We start from the raw sequence: 22,495 nt of genomic DNA, 5'->3' as shown, positions 1-22,495 counted from the left end.
CTATGATGACACTAACTTTAGCCGATTTGGCAACCATAACCGGCGGCACCCTATACGGTGATGCTAACGTGAAAGTAAGCGCGGTCGCGCCAATGGATAGGGCCAAGGAAGGGGATGTCACCTTTCTTTCTAATACTAAATACGCTAAACACCTTAAGTTGTGCCAAGCGTCAGTAGTGATGGTGAAAGAATCGGAACGAGAGTTGTGTCCATCGAATGTCTTAGTGGTCGCTGACCCTTACATTGCCTTTGCTAAAGTAGCTCAGGCATTAGATAAAACACCTAAACCAGCGTTGGTCGGGATCGCACCGAGTGCGGTTGTTGCGACAGATGTCCAATTGGGTAAAGATGTGGCGATTGGCGCAAATGCGGTGATTGAGTCGGGAGTGGTTCTCGGTGATAACGTGGTGGTCGGCGCTGGATGCTTTATTGGCCATAATACACAATTAGGTCATAACACTAAGCTGTGGGCGAATGTCACCGTGTACCATGGCGTACAGATTGGTGATGATTGTTTGATCCAATCTGGTACCGTGATCGGCTCTGACGGTTTTGGCTATGCCAATGAACGTGGTGAATGGGTAAAAATCCCTCAGGTGGGCACGGTGCGGATTGGCAATCGCGTTGAAATTGGTGCCTCGACAACCATTGATCGTGGCGCGTTAGATGATACCGTGATTGAAGATAATGTGATCATGGATAATCAATTGCAGATTGCGCATAACGTACACATCGGATATGGCACCGCGATTGCTGGTGGTACAGTGATTGCTGGCAGTACTCATATTGGTAAATACTGCATTATTGGCGGAGCGACAGTCATTAATGGTCACATTACTATTGCTGATGGGGTTACCATTACCGGCATGGGCATGGTGATGCGCAGTATTGAAGAGAAAGGTATCTATTCATCCGGTATTCCACTGCAGCCGAATAAAGAGTGGCGTAAAACCGCCGCACGGGTGCATCGAATTGAAGAGATGAACAAACGATTAAAAGCCTTAGAAAAGCAATTTGAGCAAATCAGTCACTCATAATGGCTTGATTTGCTAAAAAGGCTCGCCGTACGCGAGTCTTTTTTATCTCTATCTCTGGTTTGTTGATGGTTAGTATCGCGTGTCGGCGACGCTAGTTTGGTGTTTTCTGACGAGAACCTTAGTCAGATTGATTAACCTGCTGCCTGCCACTCTCAGCGGTTTGAGTATATAATATCAGCCAACTTATTTGCTCTGCTCTGGGCCTGTTTTCGTGATGATTTAAGCGGCGACAGTTTTCCCTGTCTTTGAGAGCAGGGTATCGCATTTAATCTATTTATTGATAGGAATATGACTTTGACTACTGAAAAGAAAATGATGAATATCACTGAAATTCAGAGCCTGCTTCCGCACCGTTATCCTTTTTTATTGATCGATCGTGTGACTGATTATGAAGAAGGTAAATACCTTGTTGGGCTAAAGAATGTTTCGGTGAATGAACCTCAGTTTACTGGTCATTTCCCTCAGTTGCCGGTTTTCCCTGGCGTGCTTATTTTAGAAGCCATGGCTCAAGCGACTGGGTTGTTGGCATTTAAAACTTTCGGTGCACCAAAAGAAAACGAGCTGTACTATTTTGCAAGCATTGATAATGCAAAGTTTCGTAAACCAGTTGGCCCTGGCGATCAATTAATGATTGAAGTGGAATTTATCAAAGAGCGCCGAGGCATTGCTCTTTTTAACGGAGTGGCAAAAGTCGATGGTGACGTAGTTTGCTCCGCGGTTCTAAAATGTGCACGCAGAGAGTTTTAATATGATTCATCCAACGGCACAAATCCACCCAACCGCGGTGGTTGAAGACGGCGCAGTGATTGGCGCAAATGTTAAGATTGGTCCATTTTGTTATGTTGATGGCAAAGTGGAGATTGGTGACGGCACTGAGCTGTTATCGCACGTTGTTGTCAAAGGGCCAACTAAGCTTGGTAAAGACAACCGCATCTTCCAATTCGCCTCAATTGGTGAAGCCTGTCAGGATCTAAAATACGCGGGTGAAGATACTCAACTGATTGTTGGTGATCGCAATACCATTCGTGAAAGTGTCACTATGCATCGTGGTACCGTGCAAGATAAAGGCATCACTATTGTTGGTAGTGATAACTTATTTATGATTAATGCACACGTTGCTCATGATTGTGTGATTGGTGATCGCTGTATTTTTGCCAATAACGCAACCTTAGCTGGGCATGTCAAAGTGGGCAATCAAGCCATCATTGGTGGTATGTCAGCCATTCATCAATTCTGCCACATTGGCGATCATTGTATGCTGGGCGGTGGATCGATCGTTGTACAAGATGTGCCTCCTTTTGTCATGGCGCAAGGTAACCACTGTGCCCCTTTTGGCATTAATGTTGAAGGCTTAAAGCGTCGTGGTTTTGAAAAAGCGGAAATACATGCGATTCGCCGCGCTTATAAGGCGTTGTATCGTAATGGACTCACTTTGGAAGAAGCCAAAGTGGAAATCGCTAAAGAAGCGGCAAGTTTCCCTGCGGTCCAACGTTTTCTTGATTTCTTAGCTAACTCGGCTCGCGGTATCATCCGTTAGTTTTAGACTTGGCGTTAGACAAAAGATCGCCATTTATCGGCGATCTTTTGCATTTTATGGCGATTACCTATCAAGAGGCATTGAGAAATGGAACAACAACCTTTACGTATTGGTATTGTTGCGGGTGAATTGTCGGGGGATACCCTCGGTGAAGGCTTTATTAAAGCGATCAAAACCCGTTATCCTAATGCTGAATTTGTCGGGATTGGCGGCCCGAAAATGATTGATCAAGGCTGCCATTCTCTGTTTGATATGGAAGAATTAGCCGTCATGGGCTTGGTGGAAGTGCTAGGACGTTTGCCTCGTTTGCTCAAAGTTAAAGCCGAGTTGGTACAGCATTTTACGCAAAATCCACCGGATGTCTTTATCGGGATTGATGCGCCGGATTTTAATTTACGCTTGGAGCGAGATTTAAAGCAAGCGGGAATTAAAACGGTGCATTATGTCAGCCCTTCAGTATGGGCTTGGCGTCAGAAGCGAATTTTTAAAATTGCCGCGGCAACGGATCTCGTGCTCGCTTTTTTACCGTTTGAAAAAGCGTTTTATGATCGGTTTAACGTACCGTGTGAGTTTATTGGCCATACCTTGGCCGATGCTTTACCACTTCAGCCCGATAAGCAAGCCGCTCAGCGTTTATTAGGGTTAGATGAGAAAAAGCGCTGGCTTGCGGTGTTGCCCGGTAGCCGTAGTGGCGAAATGAAGCTACTGGCTCAGCCGTTTATTGAAACGTGCCAACGACTGCATCAAACCTACCCAGAGTTAGGATTTGTCGTCGCGCTGGTTAACTCACAGCGGCGCGAGCAGTTTGAAGCGGTTTGGCAGCAAGTAGCCCCAGAGCTGGATTTTACCTTAATCGATGATACCGCTCGTCATGTGATTACGGCATCGGATGTGGTGATGCTGGCTTCTGGCACCGTCGCATTGGAGTGCATGTTACTCAAACGGCCGATGGTGGTCGGTTATAAAGTCAATGCGATTACCGCTTTTTTAGCGAGACGATTAGTTAAAATACCTTATGTTTCGCTGCCGAATATTTTAGCAGGGCAAGAGCTGGTGAAAGAGTTTATACAACAAGAGTGCAGTGTTGATAACCTGTATCACGAGTTAACTCGATTATTGCAAAGCGATAACCAAGCATTATTAGATAAATTCACAGAGATGCATCATTGGATCCGCAAAGATGCGGATCAACAAGCCGCGCAAGCGGTACTGACATTAATAGGAAAATAACCGCGTGACCATAAAAGCCAATAACGATCTGCCCCCTTTTATTCTTCCGACTGGCTATCACTGGATTGCCGGGGTCGATGAAGTTGGACGTGGGCCGCTGGTTGGGGATGTGGTCACTGCTGCGGTGATTTTAGACCCAGCGCAACCGATTAACGGTTTGAATGACTCTAAAAAATTGTCAGAAAAGAAACGCCTTGCGTTACTACCAGAAATTCAAGCGAAAGCGTTAGCATGGTCAGTAGGTCGCTGCTCACCAAGTGAAATTGATCAACTGAATATTTTTCAAGCGACGATGCTCGCCATGCAGCGTGCCGTAGCGGGCTTAGCCATTCAACCTGATTTAGTCTTGGTCGACGGTAATAAAGTGCCTAAGTTGCCGATGGCCGCTGAAGCCGTGGTGAAGGGCGATTTACGAGTCGCGCAGATCAGCGCGGCCTCGATCATTGCTAAGGTCGTGCGCGATCAAGAGATGGCCGAACTCGATCTGCTTTACCCGCAGTTTGGTTTTGCGCAGCATAAGGGCTACCCGACCAAAGCGCATTTTGCCGCCATCGAGCAGCATGGCGTGATCGATCAGCATCGGCGCAGTTTTTCTCCCGTCAAGCGTGCATTGGGTTTATAGCGTCAGGTTTCCCCTGATGGTTTTATGCGCTTGCGGTTTAACGTAGAATAGCGCTATTGCACGATCTAGCCCCTTCGAAACACCTAGGATTCAATTGAATGTCAGACCCAAAGTTTATCCACTTACGTGTGCATAGTGATTACTCCATGGTGGACGGTTTGTCCAAAGTCCCCCCTCTGGTTAAGCAAGTGGCGGCGATGGGGATGCCAGCCATGGCCCTGACCGATTTTACAAACTTATGTGGATTGGTGAAATTTTATGGCACCGCGCATAGTTGCGGGATTAAGCCGATTATTGGTGCTGATTTTACGCTGCGTTCCGATGAGTTTGCTGATGAACTGACCAAAATCACTATTTTAGCCAAAAATAATATTGGTTATAAAAATCTCACCTTATTGATTTCAGAAGCGTATTTGCGCGGTCATGTTCAGCATCAACCAGTGATTGATAAACAGTGGTTGGTGAAACACGCCGAAGGTTTGATCATACTTTCTGGTGGTAAAAATGGTGAAATCGGCCGAGCGTTATTAAAAGGCAACCAAGCGTTAGCGGAAAAGTGCGTAGAGTTTTATCAAACGTATTTCGCCGATCATTTCTATTTAGAGCTGGTGCGCACAGGGCGAGCGGATGAAGAGAGCTATTTACATTTTGCTCTCGACTTAGCAGAACAAACGCAATTACCGGTTGTGGCGACCAATGAAGTGGTTTTCTTAAACGCAGAGCAGTTTGATGCCCATGAAATTCGCGTTGCTATTCATGATGGTTATACTTTAGAGGATCCAAGACGACCTAAAAATTACAGCCCTCAGCAATATTTACGCACCGAGCAAGAGATGTGTGAGCTGTTTGCGGATATTCCGCAAGCGCTAGAAAATAGTGTTGAAATTGCTAAACGTTGTAATGTGACCGTGCGTTTAGGTGAGTATTTCCTACCTAATTTTCCGACGGGCGGGTTAGCAATTGAAGAATTTTTGGTCGTGAAATCCAAACAAGGATTGGAAGAGCGTCTAGAATTTTTGTTCCCCGATCCACAAGTTCGTGCCGAGCGTCGCCCTGAATACGATGAACGTTTGGATATTGAGCTACAAGTGATTAACCAGATGGGATTCCCGGGTTACTTTTTGATCGTTATGGAGTTTATCCAATGGTCAAAAGATAATGATATTCCAGTGGGTCCTGGTCGTGGGTCTGGTGCCGGTTCTTTGGTGGCTTATGCGCTGAAAATTACTGATCTTGATCCCCTTGAATATGACCTACTGTTTGAGCGCTTTCTTAACCCAGAGCGGGTCTCGATGCCTGACTTTGATGTCGACTTTTGTATGGATAAGCGAGATCAGGTGATTGATCACGTGGCTGAATTATACGGTCGTGATGCGGTATCCCAGATCATTACTTTTGGTACCATGGCGGCAAAAGCGGTGATTCGTGACGTCGGGCGGGTATTGGGGCATCCTTTCGGATTTGTTGATCGTATTTCTAAGTTGATCCCACCCGATCCCGGCATGACGCTCGAAAAAGCCTTTAAAGCGGAGCCTGCGCTGCAAGAGTTGTATGACGCCGATGAAGAAGTCAAAGAGCTGATCGATAAGTGTCGTATTCTTGAAGGATGTACTCGAAATGCCGGTAAACATGCCGGCGGCGTGGTGATTTCGCCGACCACGATCACCGATTTTGCGCCGCTGTATTGCGATGCTGAAGGTCATCATCCGGTTACTCAATTTGATAAAAACGATGTTGAATACGCTGGATTAGTGAAATTCGACTTCTTAGGTCTGCGCACGTTAACCATCATTGATTGGGCATTGGGTTTAATTAATCCGCGCCGCACCGCTCTTGGGGAGGAGCCGTTGCGAATTGGAGCGATTCCGCTGCAAGATGAAGCTTCATTCCGATTACTACAAAAATCTGAAACGACCGCCGTATTTCAGCTGGAATCGCGCGGAATGAAAGAGCTTATCAAGCGTCTAAAACCGGACTGTTTTGAAGATATTATCGCCTTGGTAGCGCTATTTCGTCCTGGGCCTTTGCAGTCAGGCATGGTGGATAACTTTATTGACCGTAAACACGGCCGTGAAGTGATCTCTTATCCAGATGAAAAATGGCAACATGAGTCATTAAAAGAAATTTTAGAACCGACTTACGGCATCATCCTCTATCAAGAGCAAGTCATGCAGATTGCTCAGGTGCTAGCAGGTTATACCTTAGGTGGCGCGGATATGCTGCGTCGTGCGATGGGTAAGAAAAAACCGGAAGAGATGGCTAAACAGCGTGCCATATTTAAAGAAGGGGCTGAAAACAACAGTGTTGATGGCGAGTTGGCGATGAAAATCTTTGACTTGGTAGAGAAATTTGCCGGTTATGGATTTAACAAGTCCCACTCTGCGGCCTATGCTTTAGTGTCTTATCAAACCTTATGGTTAAAAACCCATTATCCTGCTGAATTTATGGCGGCGGTGATGACCGCAGATATGGATAACACCGAGAAAGTGGTTGGTTTGGTGGATGAGTGTCAACGTATGGGCTTAACCGTATTGCCGCCTGACATTAACTCTGGTTTATACCGTTTTAATGTTGATGAGAACGGGGCGATTGTGTACGGTATCGGGGCGATCAAAGGCGTTGGTGAAGGGCCTATCGAAGCGATTTTAGACTCGCGCAGTAAAAACGGCTATTTTAAAGACTTGTTTGATTTTTGTGCGCGAATCGACCTTAAAAAAGTCAATAAACGGGTGATTGAGAAATTGATCCTTGCGGGAGCATTGGATAGGTTAGGCCCCCATCGTGCGGCGATGATGGCCTCATTAGACGATGCAGTAAAAGCGGCCAGTCAACATCATCAAGCTGAGGCCTTTGGCCAAGCGGATATGTTTGGTGTTTTGACTGATGCTCCGGAAGAGGTTGAGCAAAAGTATACTCAAGTTCCTCCTTGGCCGGAAAAGGTCTGGCTTGAAGGGGAGCGAGAAACATTAGGGTTGTACTTAACGGGTCACCCGATTAACCAGTATTTAAAAGAATTACCTAAATACACCAGTTGTCGCTTAAATGAAGCCACGCCGACACGGCGTGATCAATCGTTAACATTAGCGGGTTTGGTGATTGCCGCTCGAGTGATGACCACCAAGCGCGGAAGCCGGATTGGCTTAATGACTTTAGATGATCGCTCCGGACGTATTGAGGTCATGCTTTATTCTGATGCCTTAAATAGGTATGCAGAATTGTTAGAAAAAGATAGAATTCTGGTGATTTCCGGACAGGTCAGCTTTGATGACTTCAACGGTGGCCTTAAAATGTCTGCGCGCGAAGTCATGGACTTGGGTAGCGCGCGTGAAAAATATGCCCGTGGTTTATCGGTATCGATTGCACAATCGCAAATCGATGAGCAATTTTTTGAGCGCTTTAGTCAAATCTTAGAGCCTCACCGAGCAGGCACTGTTCCTGTCAATGTATACTATCAACGCTCAGATGCGAGGGCGCGTTTAACGTTGGGTACGGAATGGCGGGTAACGCCGAGTGATACATTGCTAGATGAATTACAACAGTTACTTGGTAAAGACCAAGTAGAACTCGAATTTAACTAAATTCAGCTGCGCAATTGACGAGCTGAGTAAAAAAGGATCGGTAGATGAGCCTAAATTTTTTAGATTTTGAAAAACCTATTGTCGAGCTTGAAACGAAAATTCAGGCGCTACGCGATGTCTCTCGTCATGGTGCAAGTTCTTCGGTTGATCTTGAAAAAGAGATCGAACAATTAGAGAAGAAAAGTTTAGAACTAAAAAAGAAAATTTTTGGTGATTTAGGCGCATGGCAAGTTGCTCAATTGGCACGCCATCCTCAGCGTCCTTATACCCTTGATTATGTCAATCATATCTTTACTGAATTCGATGAGTTGGCGGGTGACAGAGCCTTTGCCGATGACAAAGCTATTGTCGGGGGTATTGCCCGTTTGGATGATCAACCTGTGATGATCATTGGCCATCAAAAAGGTCGTGAAACACGCGAAAAAGTCAGACGTAACTTTGGTATGCCAAAGCCAGAAGGTTATCGTAAAGCGCTGCGTTTAATGGAAATGGCAGAGCGTTTCAATATGCCTATCATCACCTTTATTGATACGGCGGGTGCTTACCCAGGCGTTGGGGCTGAGGAGCGTGGCCAGTCAGAAGCGATTGCGACTAACTTGAAAGTGATGTCGGGTTTAAAAGTACCGATCATTTGTAACGTTGTTGGCGAAGGTGGCTCTGGTGGTGCGTTAGCCATCGGCGTTGGTGATTATGTGAATATGCTACAGTATTCAACCTATTCGGTTATTTCTCCTGAAGGGTGCGCTTCAATTTTATGGCGCGATTCTGATAAAGCGCCGCAAGCGGCTGATGCGATGGGATTAACCGCCCCTCGCTTAAAAGAATTAGCTTTGATTGATGAAGTGGTTGAAGAGCCTCTTGGCGGAGCACATCGTAATCCTCTGCAAATGGCCAATAACCTGAAAGCCACTTTGCTTCGCCAGCTCGCCGATCTACAAGGTTTAGAGCATGATGCTTTGTTAGCTCGTCGTTATCAGCGTTTGATGAGCTATGGTTACTGCTAAGCAATCAGGCTGATTGCTGTGGCAAAACGTTTAGTTATCTGCCATTGAATTGAAAGGGCTGGAGAGAATCCAGCCCTTTTGCTTTGATGTCTCTAGCGATACACTGAGGATTATTTATCTCGACCTAAGAAGATCAGTATGGATTTGTACCGGCATTTTTCTCATCAACTGCAAGCCCACGATACAAAAGACTTGGTTTTGGCACTCAGTGGTGGTGTCGACTCACGAGTGCTGCTGCATTTACTGGCCCAATATCGGGACCAGAATGCGGTTAACGTGCGTGCGGTGCATGTCCATCATGGATTGAGTCGTAATGCCGATCATTGGGTTGAGCAATGCCGAACTTGGTGTAATCAAAGCCATATCTCCTTTGATGTTGAATATGTCGCACTTGAGCGCGATAGCGGCGAAAGTATTGAAAAATTAGCACGCGATGCACGCTATCGGGTATTAGCGCAATACGTCAATCAGCAAGACACCTTGCTATTGGGTCATCATGCTGATGATCAACTAGAGACTTTTCTCTTGGCTTTGAAGCGAGGGAGTGGCCCTAAGGGATTATCGGCTATGGCTGCCTGTGCTTCCTTTAGTCAGGGGCAATTACTTCGGCCACTGTTAGCCGTCACTCGACAACAGATTGAGCAGTTTGCCCAATGTCATCAATTATCGTCAGTCAATGATGAAAGCAATGCCGATTTACGCTATGACCGTAACTTTTTACGGCATCAAGTTGCGCCAATCCTTACTCAGCGTTGGCCCTCTTTTCGTCAGGCGGTGCAACGCAGTGCCGAATTATGTGCTGAACAAGAAACGTTAATTGAAGAGTTGCTGGCGGAAAAACTGGCGAAGATGATTAACTCGGATGGTGCGTTATCGATTCAAGGACTAAAAGAGTGTAGCGATGCCATGCGGCGACAACTGATCCGTGCCTGGCTAGCCAAGCAGCAGCGTGTGCTACCCAGTCGTCAGCATACCGAGATGATCTGGAATCAAGTGGCGCTGGCAGAGGCGGGCGCTAACCCGATTTTACATCTCAAAGCGTATGATATTCGTCGTTTTAATGATCTTCTTTTTTGTGTTACTTCCGTTGCCGATATCAGTGAGTGGCGGCAAAAGATCCGCTTAGATACCCCACTCGTACTACCCGATCAGCTTGGTAAGTTAACCTTGTCGTTAGATCGACAAGGTAATATCCGTTTGCCGGAGGAGCCTGAGGCTTTGCAAGTGATCTTTGATCCGACAGGACTAAGCGCTTGTCCAGTGGGGCGGGCAGGCTCTCGGAAACTGAAAAAGCTGTTTCAAGAATACGCGATTCCTAGTTGGCAACGGCGTCGTATGCCTATTTTACTCGAGCACGATAGGGTCGTCGCTATCGCCGATTTATTTGTGGATCGTGATTTTTCAGGGCAAGAGTGCCGGCTTTTGTGGGATAAGTCGCCGATCACGGCTTTGGATGGAAATGAGCGCAAGCAGGGTAATGCTTAGGCTTTGTATTGATTGTTCCCCATCGCTAACCGATAATACGCAGCATAAGTTAAAGGTATTCAAGATTGCGTTTGGATTACCCGAATAAAACTCTGATAACGAAACCGTGTAAGGGATGAACATGAAGAAAATTGAAGCGATTATCAAACCATTCAAATTGGATGATGTCCGTGAAGCGCTGGCTGAAGTGGGGATCACAGGGATGACGGTCTCTGAAGTGAAAGGATTTGGTCGCCAGAAGGGGCATACTGAGCTCTATCGCGGTGCGGAATATATGGTGGATTTTTTACCAAAAGTGAAATTAGAAATTGTCGTCAGTGAAGAAATGGCCGATCAATGTGTTGATACCATCATTGAAACGGCGCAAACCGGCAAAATCGGTGATGGTAAAATCTTCGTCAGTGATATTCAACGAGTGGTGCGTATCCGTACTGGTGAAGAAGATGAAGATGCGATCTAATCATTGTTTGATGAGATCGTAAAGACGGTTTTCGCTTCTTAGGTGTCAGATGATAAGAAGTGAAAGCGTTAGTTTTCTATGCTGGTGAGTCTAATGAAAAAACGCTATCTTTTACTTTTACCAGTTATTATAACGCTTACGGTCACGATTATTTTTCATCTTATATTTTCGATCTCGAAACAGCCACAACTGCTCACCTTAGGTCAAGATACACTAGGGAGAGATTTAGTCTGCTATCAGAACCCTGACGCAGAGCCGATTGATAATGACGGTCAATTAACGGTATTGGTGTGGAATATCTACAAACAAAACCGTGACAATTGGGCAAGTGAATTGACCCGATACAGTGAGCATGCTCAGTTACTTTTATTGCAAGAAGCGAATATGACTGCTGAGCTACGCCAGTGGATCAGTCAACAAGCTTGGGATGGAGCTTATGTGGATGCGTTTCGCGTCTTTGGCGCTTCTTCTGGGGTGCTCAACCTTAGTTATCGTATGCCTCGCTTAGCCTGTGCTTATACTCAACTAGAGCCTTGGTTACGTTTACCTAAATCGGGTATTTTTGCTCATTATGCGCTGAGTGATGGCCAAACCTTAGCCGTGGTTAATTTGCATGCGGTTAATTTTACCTATGGACAAAAAGCCTATCGTGAGCAACTTGAATCCCTGCTTAGTGCGTTAAGAAAACACAATGGGCCGATGATTGTTGCCGGCGATTTTAATAGTTGGAATCAACAGCGAGCTCGGTTTTTAAAGTCAGCACTGTTGTCACTACAAATGAAAGAAGTCGAATTTACTCCCGATCAACGGTTGAGATTTATGACGGGGTTACCTCTGGATCATATATTCTATAAAGGATTAACCTTAGAGCAAGCTCAAGCGCCGGAATCCGATGCTTCTGATCATAATCCAATGTTGGTGTCTTTTCGTTTATAGGCCTTGATTAATAGATATTGTAAGCCGTAATACAGCTTGCTTGTACCTCGCAGTGTCAGCCTGTTGATTGTAGCTTGGTTATGTTTGGATTATTGATACTCAGTATTCGATAGCACATTTTTACTAAACCAATGGCGAATCAGATCTTGTAATGCCGGTAAGGAAGTCGGTTTTTCTAGGCGGCCATCCATCAATAGACTGATCATTTTGAGCTCATGGTTCCCTGATTCTCCCGATAGTGCAATGATCGGAATGGCGGGGAAATGTGCTTTGATGATTTTACTCGCTTCAAACCCATTCATGACTGGCATCTGGATATCCATCAAAATCAAATCGATAGAATGAGTTTTAACGATATTTACCGCACTCTCGCCGTTATTTGCTTGTAAGCTACTAATGCCAAGTTGATCTAAATACAGTTTAACCAACGTGCGCTGTATTTCTTTATCATCAACAATGAGTACGGTGGGCGTTGAATTATGGCTTGATAATGAATTAACAACCAGTGAGGGAAAGTGGTTATCTTCCGTAGCGGTTTGATTCGATTGCCAATCGTCGAAATAAGGCGTTCGAAGCGAGTCTGCTTGTGGGGCATTGGGCACAATAGGAAAGGATAGGTGGAATTCGGTAAATTCCCCCAGCCTAGACTTGCATTCAATTCGGCCGCCAAAGGAGCGCATAACACGTTGACAATAACCGAGCCCTAAACCGCTGCCTCCACTTTTTTGATAAGAGAAGAAATCATCGAAGATCTTATCAGCAATAGTCTCATCAATCCCTGGACCGGTATCTTTGAATATCAATATGTTTTCATAAGTACCCGTTTGGGTTGTGATCTTAATTTGGCTGTTGGGATAAGAGTCGAAATAATAGATGGCATTACGAATGAGATTGAAAATGACAAAATTAAATAAGGTTTCATTGAGCTTAACAACAAAGTCATCTTGTTGTGGTAAATGAATTCGCTCAACGACTTTTTCGTTCTCAAAACCGTACTGACTGACAGCCTGATCGACCGCTTTATGAATCGAGGTCATCGTAACGGGTTCGTGTTCTGGTGAACTATCGCTTACTTCACGTAAGATAATATCAATTAATTGACGCCCACGTTGAATAGCAGCTTGGCCGCTCTCAATATCTTGCTTTATTTGCTGGGCCGGTGCTTGATGTTCAACGTGTTTTTTTAACATCTCAAAACACAACTGAACTTGAGACAGTGGGTTACGCATTTCGTGAGCAATCGAATTGGCCAGTGCTCGGCTTTGATGGATGCGGCGATCTGCCTCAATAATACTTTGTATTCGGGTTAGCAAGGTTTGAAGAGCCGAGATTTCTTCATGAGAAAACATCTGATTGTTGATTTTGTGTGGCGATATCAATAAATGCGTCACCGACTTTCCGTGACCGAATAGTGGCATCACTAATGCGGTATTGTTGGCGCTCATCTTGTCATAAAGTGCTTTGACTGAGCTTTTTTCAGTGACTTTATTATCCAGCTTTTCAAACAGTTCATCAAAAACCAGAGCTGTTTGTTTAGAGGAAAGGTAACGTGCGTAAACCGCTTCGCTGTGATTACTGCTCACGAGGCGCAGTTTATCACTCGGTATTTGTAATAATTCACCTAAACGTCGCATCGCATCATCAATGGATAACTTGAAGTCTTCCTCCAAAGCGAGAATTTGTTCAACGGGAGTTTGTCGATTACCGTAAATGAGTAACGCGGCGTAACGACTCACGTTTTTATAGAGTGGGGCCCAAGTCACACCGATCAGCGCACAAAATGGGATAACAAACAGCCACTGACTGTTGTCGGTAAGAGGCATGAAGACCATGCCTAAAGGGATAGTTAACACGCCACACACCAACAGGGTATTGAGGCATAGATAAGCAAGATATTCCACACTGTAGAAGCGTGATGTCAATAGGGCATAACCCACAAATAACATTTCACTGATCGAGAGTGCTGGTGGTAGCCAGGTTAATGAAAAGTCACCCATGAAGTAAGTAACACCAAGGTGAATGGTTGCAGTAGAGATCATGAATACCAAAATACCTGCAATCATATAATTGGTTCTGGCTAATGTGACTCTACTGCTATTGGCTCGCATCAGGACTAGGTTAGTCAATGTCAGAACAACAAATATCACTAAGACAATAAAGAAATGCGAGGTATGAGGACCAAATTCGATGATGAATTGGCTTGGGCCTGAAATTTCTACATGTTCAACTGTCAGTTCTGGTCTCAGATTAATAAAGAGAGAATAGACCGACAGTGTGACAAAAATGATTTTTTGCCATAGATGGATTTTACCATTGCGCGGCTCGGCGGCGAGCTGGCAAGAAAAGTAATAAGCAAAGGCGAAGGCAAAGAGTGAGGCAAGATTGGCTGATTTTGCAACTAATACTGCCACTGAAGCGCCAAGTTCGGGGAGTAAATCGGTGTGAAAGTAAGCATTACTACTTATCCACGCGATAATACATATTGAGTATGCAATATAAGGAACATGATATGTTCCCCAAATTAACGCGTTTTTTAGCTTAAGACGATAGCAATAGTAGGTGAGCCAAGCCAATACCATCGCTACGGTAGCAAGAAGCGTAATCGCTTTAGCGTAGAGAATGGCGCCTAAATTGATATCAAGCATACTCTTCCTTTTTGATTACAGCGTGCAGTCTAGTTTGACGAACTGCCTGTTTATAATCGCGATAATTAGTCTCTTTGAATACTTTATTGATGACTTCGAAATTCCAGAATCCCCGGTAAGTCTTTTTGCCGTTATTATTTAAATCACAACACCCAGAGTGAAAATATGCTTTTGAATCAATTGCTTGATAAAAGTTAAGCATGAAAGGTTGTTCAATAATAGTAAAACCAATTTTGTATCCAAACTGATGCATTACACTCATCAGTTCTTTTTGCGCAAGATAGAGAAAATAGAGTTTTTGCTGAGTATTACCACTGACGGTAAAGCGTAGTACTTCACAGACCCTATTTTTAGCGGATAATCGTAACCTAAATTGCCGATCGAATTCTGGCAGAGAGTCGCATTTTGACAGTGCTGGTTGGAAAATCGATAAGGTCGAGAAAACATCATAACCCTGTGCGGGTAAGCAGAACTGCCACTGTGGATTACTAAACTGCGGTGCATAACTGAGCCAAGTCTGATTCGATGCCCAATCTTGTACTAACATTGAAGCGACTAGGGTGGGCACCTTGCCATTATTGGGGTATTTGAGCAACACAAAGTGTTTTCCCATTTGTGATAATGACAAGAGAGGCAGCATCTCGTACCACTTTTCACCTTGGATAAATAGCTCAAGATTGCTTAAAGTGATGGCCTCTTTGATGAGCATTTTTTGCGGGTGACTGGGCGTAGTGACTAGAAGATCGGAATTTTCTATGTTATCGATCAATAAGCCATAGTAAGCCTGATCTTCCAGTGGTAGCTCAATCTCATCGGCGGCAGTATCAATGACGGAGTTCGCTTTGATGGTGGCTATCTCACATTCACACCAAAAGTCCAGCCAATGTGAATAACACTCGCCGACGATTTGCTCAAGTAGTGCTATCTCCTCGGACAGGGTATTCGGATAGCGTTGAATGAGTTCGCGATAGTCGATCAGCTCAAATAATACCGAGAAACTTGTATTGTGATGTTCAGGGAAAAGATCGACTAATTGTTGTTTACGGCAGTCTGTCACTGAGAGGAAAAGGTCAGTACGCTGTTGCGATGGATAGGTGTTGATCACCAACGCGATGAGCATTTGCTGTTTTTGGTCGACCGGAAGAGTGCTCGTCAACAGTGAGCGTAAAGATGATATTAGTTGCATCGAGAGAACCTAGCCTAGGTTTATTTAATTATTTTTATTGAGGAAAGCTTAGTAAGATTTAGTTAGTTAACGATAACATATTGAAAACTAGTGGCATATCCGATGGCAAGTCTACTACTTGCGTTGTTCGTTCACAACTTAGTTTTGAACTGCTCAAAAAATGAGGTGTGGTTAAATGAAAATATTGAAGAACGACTGAGAACGTGACCTAGGGTTGAGCGGGAAAGGATGCTTAAGTTCTTCTCTAATCCCTTAATCAATCTGCGCTTAGGCATGATAAACTCAACACCTATCTATTTTGATTTGCTTGGATAAGCCACTATGCCGTCAAATTTACCTAAATCGTTTAGCCGTCCATTTTTAAAAATGTTTCATCTACTGGAAGCGGTACTACTTATTGCTATTACTTTGGCAACGGTATATGCAATTGGACACGAGTTCATACATGTTTTTGTTGAAAAACAAGTATTACTGACCGATATTCTGTTGATGTTTATTTATCTCGAAGTGTTGGCGATGGTGCAGCAATTTGTGGTTAATGGCAAAATTCCTGTGCGTTATCCTATCTACATCGCGATGATGGCCATCGCCCGCTATATTACCCTCGGTATGAAAGATTTGGATGCAGTCCCCGTTGTTTGGCTCTCTTTCGCGGCATTTATTTTAGCGGCAGCGACGCTGCTCATTCGTGCAGGACATCACTATTGGCCGTACGTTGATAGGCATACTCAAGATAAAGACGAGTAGTTAATTTAGCACAGCTGATGAGAAAGTTATCGATACTCGAAGTAGGCTGGTTGACACCAAGGTTTCCACTTTAGGATCAATCATCACAAGGTAAGTCTTTGTCTTTTTAATCAACGAAAAAAGAGTGATACGTTACGTATCACTCTCTGAACCGATTCACACGCTTACTTGCGTTACATCCACGTACAGTTTTAAGCGTTGTCCCGGTTGTAGATATCGTTGATTAGCAAGCTCATTCCACTTGACGATATCTTGGGTGTTGACTTTAAAACGCGAAGCGATATCGCTTAAGGTATCGCCACTGCGTACTTGATAAAACACGGTGCGAATAATTGCGCCTTCACTACTTTGTTTCCAAATGACCAGTTGTTGACCGACTCGTAGCGTATCTTGCGGGCTCATCGCATTCCAACGCGCCAAAGCTTGGTAAGAGACATTGTGCGCGCGAGCAATGGTCCATAGGCTTTCCCCACTGCGTACGGTGTGGTTAAGTTGGTATTGACCTCGTGCTAACGACTGTGTTCTTGCTAGGCGATTATTAGCACTTAATGCATAAGCCTCTTCATCGGTGACAGAGGTTGGGATCATTAAATGTTGTCCGACACGAATGGTATGGCTAGTGAGGTTATTAGCGGTTTGAATGATTTGCGTGGTGGTATTATGCCGCTGAGCAATCACACTCAAGCTATCGCCGGCTTGTACTTGATAGCGAACCAACTTCATCCCTTGACCACGGTTTGATTCAACTTGTTCACTAAACTCATCGACTCTATCGACGGGTATTAACAGTTGATGTGGGCCTTCTGGGGCGGTCGCCCATTGATTATAGGCAGGGTTGTAACTTTGTAACTCTTTAACGCTGATCCCCGCATAATTGGCCGCGATAGCTAAATCTAACTGCTCTTGAGGATCAACCAAGGCTAATACGGGTTGATTACTAATACTAGGAATGGAAATCCCATACTGTTCTTGATTGGCGACAATATCTGCCAGTGCGAGAAGTTTAGGCACATAACTGCTGGTTTCTTTGGGCAGATCTAAAGAGAAGAAGTCGGTCTCTTTACCGAGTCGAGTATTTTTTCTTATTGCACTCGAGACCCGGCCGCCACCACTATTATAGGCCGCAATGGCCAAATACCAGTCGCCGTCAAAACGCTGATTCAAACGGGTTAAATATTCGAGCGCAGCATCAGTGGCGGCAACTACATCTCGACGGCCGTCATACCAAAAATTTTGCTCCAAACCAAACATGTTGCCCGTCGCTGGTACGAACTGCCATAGCCCTGCGGCTTGGCCATGAGAGTAAGCAAAGGCATCAAAGGAGCTTTCTACGATTGGCAGTAAAGCGAGCTCTAACGGCAGTTCGCGTTGTTCAATCTTTTCAGTAATTAAGTACAGAAACGGTTCGGCACGTTTGGCAACAGTGGCGAGATGATTGGGATGATTGAGATACCAGTTACGGTAATAATCGACCATAGGATCGTCAGCAATCGGCATGCTTAGCTGCATCGCGATACGTTGCCAGACATCCTCTTGCTCTTGTGGTGAGCGGACGTCAATTTTAGGCGCCACGACGTGAGGTTTAGCGGTTTTTTTGGGTGACTTTTGTACTTGAACCTGCTGATCGGTTGGCTTTACCTTGCGTTGATTGGTTTCTGAACTGGTCTCGATCTCTGGCTGGGTAAGCTGGCAACCTGCTAATAGCAGTGCAATTACCCAGCTGAATTGTACTCGCATATCACACAGCCTTGTCATAAATTGGCTGCTGATAATACTTGTCGTATTAAGCGGATGACAAGTAGCAAATCGTTAAAATTCATTCTTCCACTCACGTAAAGCGCTAAAAATAGCGAGTGGATCATGTTGTTCAGTACGATTGGCTACTGACTTAATCACGCTCGGAACCCCGGTACGCAAGAAGGGATTGACCCATTTTTCACGTTGTAAGGTGGTGGGGAGTGTAGCTTGACCTTGTGCACGCATGCGAATCACGGTGTCGCGATAAATTTGTAACTGTTCGTTATCAGGTTCAACGGCCATCGCAAAAGCGACGTTACTGGCGGTGTATTCATGAGCGCAATAGATTTCGGTTTCCTCAGGTAATGCTAATAATTTATTGAGTGAGGAAAACATTTGTTCCATCGTGCCTTCAAATACCCGCCCACAGCCTGCAGAAAACAGCACATCGCCACAAAAAAGCTTACTGTCACCGACATAACCAATATGGCCTAAAGTGTGTCCAGGAAGTCCTAAGACCATAAAACGTTCGTCAAATAATTCAATTTGATCACCATCTTCAACGGGATGAGTGAGGGTGGGAATGGGTTCTTGAGCTGGCCCCACAACATCCACATGAGGATATTGGCGGACTAATTCGGCGACGCCACCGATATGATCATGATGATGATGGGTGATCAGAATGGCTTCTAAGGTTAATTCCTGCTGTCGTAGGTAAGCTAAAACAGGTTGAGCATCCCCCGGATCGACCACCGCACAACGGCGATCGCTATTTTCAATCAGCCAGATGTAATTATCGTTAAATGCGGGTATGCTTTTGATGTGTAACATGAGTTATCTCCAGTCACGTGGTAAAGCGATTTAGCAATGAAACCAGCACGCAGTCAAAAAAAAATTGAGAGTCCTCACTCTTGGTCCCAACTAAAAAATGGCCAGTGGGTGTGTGAGTCTATTCAAACCCGGCTTGACGAGTGGTGTCCAAAGCTTTTCGGTTATCACATGCTAAAATTGGGCGGTTTGAGCTGTGAGCTGTCCAGCAGTAATTGTACTATTCAACACCAAGTTCATCTGGATATCCATAATCCGCTCCATACGGTCATCGCTGATGCTTATGATTTACCCTTTTTAGAAAAGAGCATTGATGTTGCGATTATTGCCCATCAATTAGATTACTGTAACGACCCGCACCGTATCTTGCGTGAAGTCGACCGAGTATTGATTGATGACGGTTATGTGATTATTACTGGTTTTAATCCGATCAGTTTAACTGGCCTTGCCAGTATGATGCCTTGGCGTAAACATAACCTTCCTTGGAGTGGGCGTATGTTTACTTCGAGCCGCATTAAAGATTGGCTCAGTGTGCTGAACTATCAAGTTTTAGAATGTGATCAATACGCGCTTTTTCCGATGCAGAAATATCGTCCGCTTTGGGCCTGGTTAGAAAATGCGATGGGTGGCTGGGCAAGTCCGTTAGGAAGCTTATATTTTATTGTTGCTCGCAAGCGAACTTATCCACTTAAACCCATTAAACCACACTGGCGTTTGAAGCGACGTTTTTCGCCAGTTGGTTTTAACTATCGGGTCAAGTCAGAAGATCAATAGTTGATGCTATTTCCAAGCGCTGGTTGAACCAGACGATAGCGAGCCTATGTGCCATTCTAAGTTGACTTAATAGTCATGAATTTAGGGTTGATAACCGACATCGTCTTCCGTTGGGTTTTCCGCCGCGCTACGTGCCAATTGATCACACATTTCATTTTCACGGTGACCGGCATGCCCTTTTACCCAGCGCCAATCGACCTGATGTCGCGCGGTTTCTTTTTCTAAGGCTTGCCATAAGTCGGCATTTTTCACTGGTTTTTTATCCGCCGTTTTCCAGCCTCGTTGTTTCCAGTTATGAATCCATTGAGTGATGCCTTGACGAACATATTGGCTGTCGGTGGTTAGGATGACATCGCAGGGCTCTTTTAAGCTTTGTAGAGCGATGACCGCCGCGAGCATTTCCATTCGATTATTGGTGGTGAGGCGATAGCCCTTCGATAAGGTCTTTTCAGTTTTTTTATAGCGTAACACTACGCCATAGCCACCCGGGCCAGGATTGCCTAAACACGACCCATCAGTGAAAATTTCCACTTGTTTGTTCATGATTTGATACTATTGGATTATTCACACAATTGGCATAGTCTGACATAGATATCCTTATGAATACTAGCAGCAATTCGCAACACAATCGTATTGTGGTACTTGATACCGAAACGACAGGTATGAACTTTGAAGGCGGACCTCATTATGAAGGCCATCGGATCATTGAGATCGGCGCGGTTGAAATTATCGATCGGAAATTAACCGGACGGCATTTCCATGTTTATTTAAAACCAGATCGTGAGATTCAACCGCAAGCAATTGAAGTTCATGGTATTACCGATGCCTTCTTAGTCGATAAGCCGCAATATAAAGAAGTCCATCAGGAGTTTTTAGACTTTATCAAAGGGGCGGAGTTAGTGGCTCATAACGCGTCATTTGACGTCGGCTTTATGGATTATGAGTTCGCCAAAGTCAACCCTGCGATTGGCAAAACTGAGCAGTATTGCAAAATTACCGATACCTTGGCGATGGCGAAGAAAATCTTCCCCGGTAAGCGCAATAACCTCGATATTCTTTGTGATCGCTATGGGATAGATAATTCACATCGAACCTTGCACGGCGCTTTGCTCGATGCGGAAATCCTCGCTGATGTTTATTTATTAATGACTGGTGGGCAGACTTCATTACAGTTTTCTGCTAGTTCACAAAGTGGCGAGCCGGCTGGGAGTTTTGTGCAGCGCGTACAAGGTGAGAGGAAAAACCTTAAGGTTTTACGTGCATCGGCCGATGAAATAGAAGCTCACCAACAACGTTTGGATGTGGTTGAAAAAAGTGGAATTTGCCTCTGGCGTCAGTAGGAGAGAGTATGTTACGGCTAGGAATAGTGATACTGAGTTTGTTATGCAGTATAGGAAGTTTTGCCAGCAATGAATCATCGCTTACCTTGCTTGATAACCGTTTTCGGGTGGATCCTACGATTTCACAAATCACCTTTGTCATTTATCGAGAGCAAAACTCCCGTCCTGTGGTATTAGTTCGCCCAGACGGTTTTAAGTATTATGCTTCTCGTCACCCTGATTACGTTCGATGGTATCAAGAGTCATCAATGGATATCGTTTCGATTGATAAACCGATGCCGGGGCCGTGGCAAGCTATAGGCCAGATTTTGCCCAATAACCACGTGCGTTTGATTTCGCATTTGCAATTGGAAACTGATCAATTACCGCATCGCTTATATCAAGATGAAACGATTAAATTTACCGCGCGTTTAACCTCGGACGGCGAGCCGCTGTTATTAAGAGATTTCCTTGATCGGGTTAAGCTTACCGTGACCTTTACTCGTTATGTCGACGATGAACAACAGTTACCTCAAGAAATGCGTCCAATTCCCGAAGTAATTGGGCAATTTACCGATGATGGTCGAGGATTAGATGAAAAGCCGGGTGATGGTGTTTTTACCGTCGCTTTACCGATAACTCCTGAACCGGGTAAGTACCGTGTGCGCATCACTTCGGGCAATGGTGTCTTTTTACGTGCTCAAGAACAGGTAATTTTGGTTTATCCCGCTCCAGTTGTGGCCACCTTTATCCAGTCACGAACTCAAGGTGTTGCTCATCAAATTAGTTTTAATGGTGAACGAGGCATGATAGAGCCTGGTTCTATGGTTGCGCATATCGAGCATCGAGAATTAGGACAACCGCCATTTCTTGCCCAAGGGCAAGCCGACCCCTCTGGTTTAGGCGTTGTTCTAATGGTTCCTAATGAGAAGCAATTTGGTAATTTTGCGTGGAATGGGCAAGTTTATGCGACGGATTTAGCAACCCAAAGACCACTCATCTTCCCCATTCGAGAGCAAACCTATGGGGTGGTCAGTGAAATTGATTTAGCGACGACTCGGCGTATGCAAGAAGCTGAGTTAGAAAATCTTCGTCGTTTAGAGCAAGAAAAGCTCATTCAACATATGCGAGAGCAATCTCGCCGCCGTACGATGATGTACATTATTTTGGGTAATCTTTTCGTTATTATTGTTGCGCTTGCTGGGTGGTTTATTCGTCGTAAGCTGAAAGCGAAAGCGGTAGCCATACAAGAGATGAATCTAAATATTCCGAAAAAACCGTAAACCACAATCGTGAAGAAAAGAAAATAACCGCAACAAAAAAGGAGGCAAGCCTCCTTTTTTGTTTATTGAGCAAACGCTAAACGCTCG

The 22,495-nt window shown here is 44.8% G+C and carries 19 protein-coding genes; 14 read left to right on the top strand and 5 right to left on the bottom strand.

Annotation, left to right across the window (positions count from 1 at the left end; translation table 11 throughout):
* The first annotated feature begins 2 nt into the window (after positions 1-2).
* The 10 genes from lpxD to CAG60_RS03635 all read left to right on the top strand — a co-directional run bounded on the left by lpxD (position 3) and on the right by CAG60_RS03635 (position 11,889).
* Positions 3-1,037, top strand: coding sequence for a UDP-3-O-(3-hydroxymyristoyl)glucosamine N-acyltransferase (gene lpxD / locus CAG60_RS03680; RefSeq protein ID WP_161438328.1), 1,035 nt, complete (start codon positions 3-5; stop codon positions 1,035-1,037).
* Between the two features lie 315 nt (positions 1,038-1,352).
* On the top strand, positions 1,353-1,784 hold the full coding sequence (gene fabZ, locus CAG60_RS03675; protein ID WP_170905122.1) for a 3-hydroxyacyl-ACP dehydratase FabZ: 432 nt from the start codon (positions 1,353-1,355) through the stop codon (positions 1,782-1,784).
* Position 1,785: 1 nt separating this feature from the next.
* The gene (lpxA, locus tag CAG60_RS03670) at positions 1,786-2,574 is read left to right on the top strand and encodes an acyl-ACP--UDP-N-acetylglucosamine O-acyltransferase (RefSeq protein ID WP_154170345.1); all 789 of its coding nucleotides are present in this window, start codon (positions 1,786-1,788) and stop codon (positions 2,572-2,574) included.
* 87 nt (positions 2,575-2,661) lie between these two features.
* Positions 2,662-3,804 carry a lipid-A-disaccharide synthase gene (gene lpxB, locus CAG60_RS03665; protein ID WP_161438327.1) on the top strand — a complete coding sequence of 381 codons (1,143 nt, stop codon included), beginning with the start codon at positions 2,662-2,664 and terminating at the stop codon, positions 3,802-3,804.
* A gap of 4 nt (positions 3,805-3,808) precedes the next feature.
* The gene (rnhB, locus tag CAG60_RS03660) at positions 3,809-4,426 is read left to right on the top strand and encodes a ribonuclease HII (protein ID WP_154170349.1); all 618 of its coding nucleotides are present in this window, start codon (positions 3,809-3,811) and stop codon (positions 4,424-4,426) included.
* Positions 4,427-4,524: 98 nt separating this feature from the next.
* Positions 4,525-8,004, top strand: coding sequence for a DNA polymerase III subunit alpha (gene dnaE / locus CAG60_RS03655; RefSeq protein WP_161438326.1), 3,480 nt, complete (start codon positions 4,525-4,527; stop codon positions 8,002-8,004).
* 44 nt (positions 8,005-8,048) lie between these two features.
* On the top strand, positions 8,049-9,008 hold the full coding sequence (gene accA, locus CAG60_RS03650; protein ID WP_161438325.1) for an acetyl-CoA carboxylase carboxyl transferase subunit alpha: 960 nt from the start codon (positions 8,049-8,051) through the stop codon (positions 9,006-9,008).
* A gap of 138 nt (positions 9,009-9,146) precedes the next feature.
* The gene (tilS, locus tag CAG60_RS03645; protein ID WP_161438324.1) at positions 9,147-10,493 is read left to right on the top strand and encodes a tRNA lysidine(34) synthetase TilS; all 1,347 of its coding nucleotides are present in this window, start codon (positions 9,147-9,149) and stop codon (positions 10,491-10,493) included.
* A gap of 121 nt (positions 10,494-10,614) precedes the next feature.
* Entirely contained in the window at positions 10,615-10,953 is a 339-nt protein-coding gene (gene glnB, locus CAG60_RS03640; RefSeq protein ID WP_004394677.1) for a nitrogen regulatory protein P-II, read from the top strand.
* Between the two features lie 93 nt (positions 10,954-11,046).
* Positions 11,047-11,889, top strand: a complete 843-nt coding sequence (locus tag CAG60_RS03635) for an endonuclease/exonuclease/phosphatase family protein (protein ID WP_161438323.1) — start codon at positions 11,047-11,049, stop codon at positions 11,887-11,889.
* Positions 11,890-11,978: 89 nt separating this feature from the next.
* Here CAG60_RS03635 and luxN read toward each other — a convergent pair whose 3' ends face one another.
* The gene (gene luxN, locus CAG60_RS03630) at positions 11,979-14,534 is read right to left on the bottom strand and encodes a quorum-sensing autoinducer 1 sensor kinase/phosphatase LuxN (protein ID WP_161438322.1); all 2,556 of its coding nucleotides are present in this window, start codon (positions 14,532-14,534) and stop codon (positions 11,979-11,981) included.
* Positions 14,527-15,720, bottom strand: a complete 1,194-nt coding sequence (locus tag CAG60_RS03625; RefSeq protein ID WP_161438321.1) for an acyl-homoserine-lactone synthase — start codon at positions 15,718-15,720, stop codon at positions 14,527-14,529. The genes luxN and CAG60_RS03625 overlap by 8 nt, the downstream gene beginning before the upstream one ends.
* 321 nt (positions 15,721-16,041) lie before the next feature.
* Here CAG60_RS03625 and CAG60_RS03620 point away from each other — a divergent pair, with 321 nt between their 5' ends.
* Entirely contained in the window at positions 16,042-16,467 is a 426-nt protein-coding gene (locus tag CAG60_RS03620; protein ID WP_154170361.1) for a phosphate-starvation-inducible protein PsiE, read from the top strand.
* Positions 16,468-16,623: 156 nt separating this feature from the next.
* Here CAG60_RS03620 and CAG60_RS03615 read toward each other — a convergent pair whose 3' ends face one another.
* Positions 16,624-18,204, bottom strand: a complete 1,581-nt coding sequence (locus CAG60_RS03615; protein WP_161438320.1) for a LysM peptidoglycan-binding domain-containing protein — start codon at positions 18,202-18,204, stop codon at positions 16,624-16,626.
* A gap of 72 nt (positions 18,205-18,276) precedes the next feature.
* Positions 18,277-19,035: a hydroxyacylglutathione hydrolase gene (gene gloB / locus CAG60_RS03610; RefSeq protein ID WP_154170365.1), complete on the bottom strand. Its 759-nt coding sequence runs from the start codon at positions 19,033-19,035 to the stop codon at positions 18,277-18,279.
* A 36-nt stretch (positions 19,036-19,071) separates the two neighbouring features.
* Between gloB and CAG60_RS03605 the strand changes: the two genes are divergently transcribed.
* Positions 19,072-19,806, top strand: coding sequence for a class I SAM-dependent methyltransferase (locus CAG60_RS03605; RefSeq protein WP_110166515.1), 735 nt, complete (start codon positions 19,072-19,074; stop codon positions 19,804-19,806).
* Positions 19,807-19,887: 81 nt separating this feature from the next.
* Here CAG60_RS03605 and rnhA read toward each other — a convergent pair whose 3' ends face one another.
* A complete protein-coding gene (gene rnhA / locus CAG60_RS03600) occupies positions 19,888-20,349 on the bottom strand; it encodes a ribonuclease HI (protein WP_154170369.1) in 462 nt (153 codons plus the stop codon).
* 56 nt (positions 20,350-20,405) lie between these two features.
* Between rnhA and dnaQ the strand changes: the two genes are divergently transcribed.
* The gene (dnaQ, locus tag CAG60_RS03595; protein ID WP_004394686.1) at positions 20,406-21,146 is read left to right on the top strand and encodes a DNA polymerase III subunit epsilon; all 741 of its coding nucleotides are present in this window, start codon (positions 20,406-20,408) and stop codon (positions 21,144-21,146) included.
* A gap of 8 nt (positions 21,147-21,154) precedes the next feature.
* Complete coding sequence (locus tag CAG60_RS03590) at positions 21,155-22,408, top strand: TIGR03503 family protein (protein ID WP_161438319.1); 1,254 nt, start codon at positions 21,155-21,157, stop codon at positions 22,406-22,408.
* The last annotated feature ends 87 nt before the right edge of the window (positions 22,409-22,495 follow it).

The sequence above is a fragment of the Vibrio sp. V33_P6A3T137 genome, from assembly GCF_009904835.1.
Taxonomy (GTDB): domain Bacteria; phylum Pseudomonadota; class Gammaproteobacteria; order Enterobacterales; family Vibrionaceae; genus Vibrio; species Vibrio metschnikovii.
The sequence above is the reverse complement of the archived record's forward strand: the minus strand, read 5'-3'. Positions and strand labels throughout refer to the sequence as shown.

Bases quoted from the DNA above. Each gene is read 5' to 3' on its own strand.
- CAG60_RS03615 (WP_161438320.1), bottom strand. From the start codon at position 18,204: ATGCGAGTACAATTCAGCTGGGTAATTGCACTGCTATTAGCAGGTTGC.
- dnaE (WP_161438326.1), top strand. From the start codon at position 4,525: ATGTCAGACCCAAAGTTTATCCACTTACGTGTGCATAGTGATTACTCC.
- luxN (WP_161438322.1), bottom strand. From the start codon at position 14,534: ATGCTTGATATCAATTTAGGCGCCATTCTCTACGCTAAAGCGATTACG.
- CAG60_RS03635 (WP_161438323.1), top strand. From the start codon at position 11,047: ATGAAAAAACGCTATCTTTTACTTTTACCAGTTATTATAACGCTTACG.
- CAG60_RS03605 (WP_110166515.1), top strand. From the start codon at position 19,072: ATGAAACCAGCACGCAGTCAAAAAAAAATTGAGAGTCCTCACTCTTGG.
- glnB (WP_004394677.1), top strand. From the start codon at position 10,615: ATGAAGAAAATTGAAGCGATTATCAAACCATTCAAATTGGATGATGTC.
- lpxA (WP_154170345.1), top strand. From the start codon at position 1,786: ATGATTCATCCAACGGCACAAATCCACCCAACCGCGGTGGTTGAAGAC.
- lpxD (WP_161438328.1), top strand. From the start codon at position 3: ATGATGACACTAACTTTAGCCGATTTGGCAACCATAACCGGCGGCACC.
- CAG60_RS03590 (WP_161438319.1), top strand. From the start codon at position 21,155: ATGTTACGGCTAGGAATAGTGATACTGAGTTTGTTATGCAGTATAGGA.
- rnhA (WP_154170369.1), bottom strand. From the start codon at position 20,349: ATGAACAAACAAGTGGAAATTTTCACTGATGGGTCGTGTTTAGGCAAT.
- CAG60_RS03625 (WP_161438321.1), bottom strand. From the start codon at position 15,720: ATGCAACTAATATCATCTTTACGCTCACTGTTGACGAGCACTCTTCCG.
- fabZ (WP_170905122.1), top strand. From the start codon at position 1,353: ATGAATATCACTGAAATTCAGAGCCTGCTTCCGCACCGTTATCCTTTT.
- tilS (WP_161438324.1), top strand. From the start codon at position 9,147: ATGGATTTGTACCGGCATTTTTCTCATCAACTGCAAGCCCACGATACA.
- dnaQ (WP_004394686.1), top strand. From the start codon at position 20,406: ATGAATACTAGCAGCAATTCGCAACACAATCGTATTGTGGTACTTGAT.
- lpxB (WP_161438327.1), top strand. From the start codon at position 2,662: ATGGAACAACAACCTTTACGTATTGGTATTGTTGCGGGTGAATTGTCG.
- accA (WP_161438325.1), top strand. From the start codon at position 8,049: ATGAGCCTAAATTTTTTAGATTTTGAAAAACCTATTGTCGAGCTTGAA.
- CAG60_RS03620 (WP_154170361.1), top strand. From the start codon at position 16,042: ATGCCGTCAAATTTACCTAAATCGTTTAGCCGTCCATTTTTAAAAATG.
- gloB (WP_154170365.1), bottom strand. From the start codon at position 19,035: ATGTTACACATCAAAAGCATACCCGCATTTAACGATAATTACATCTGG.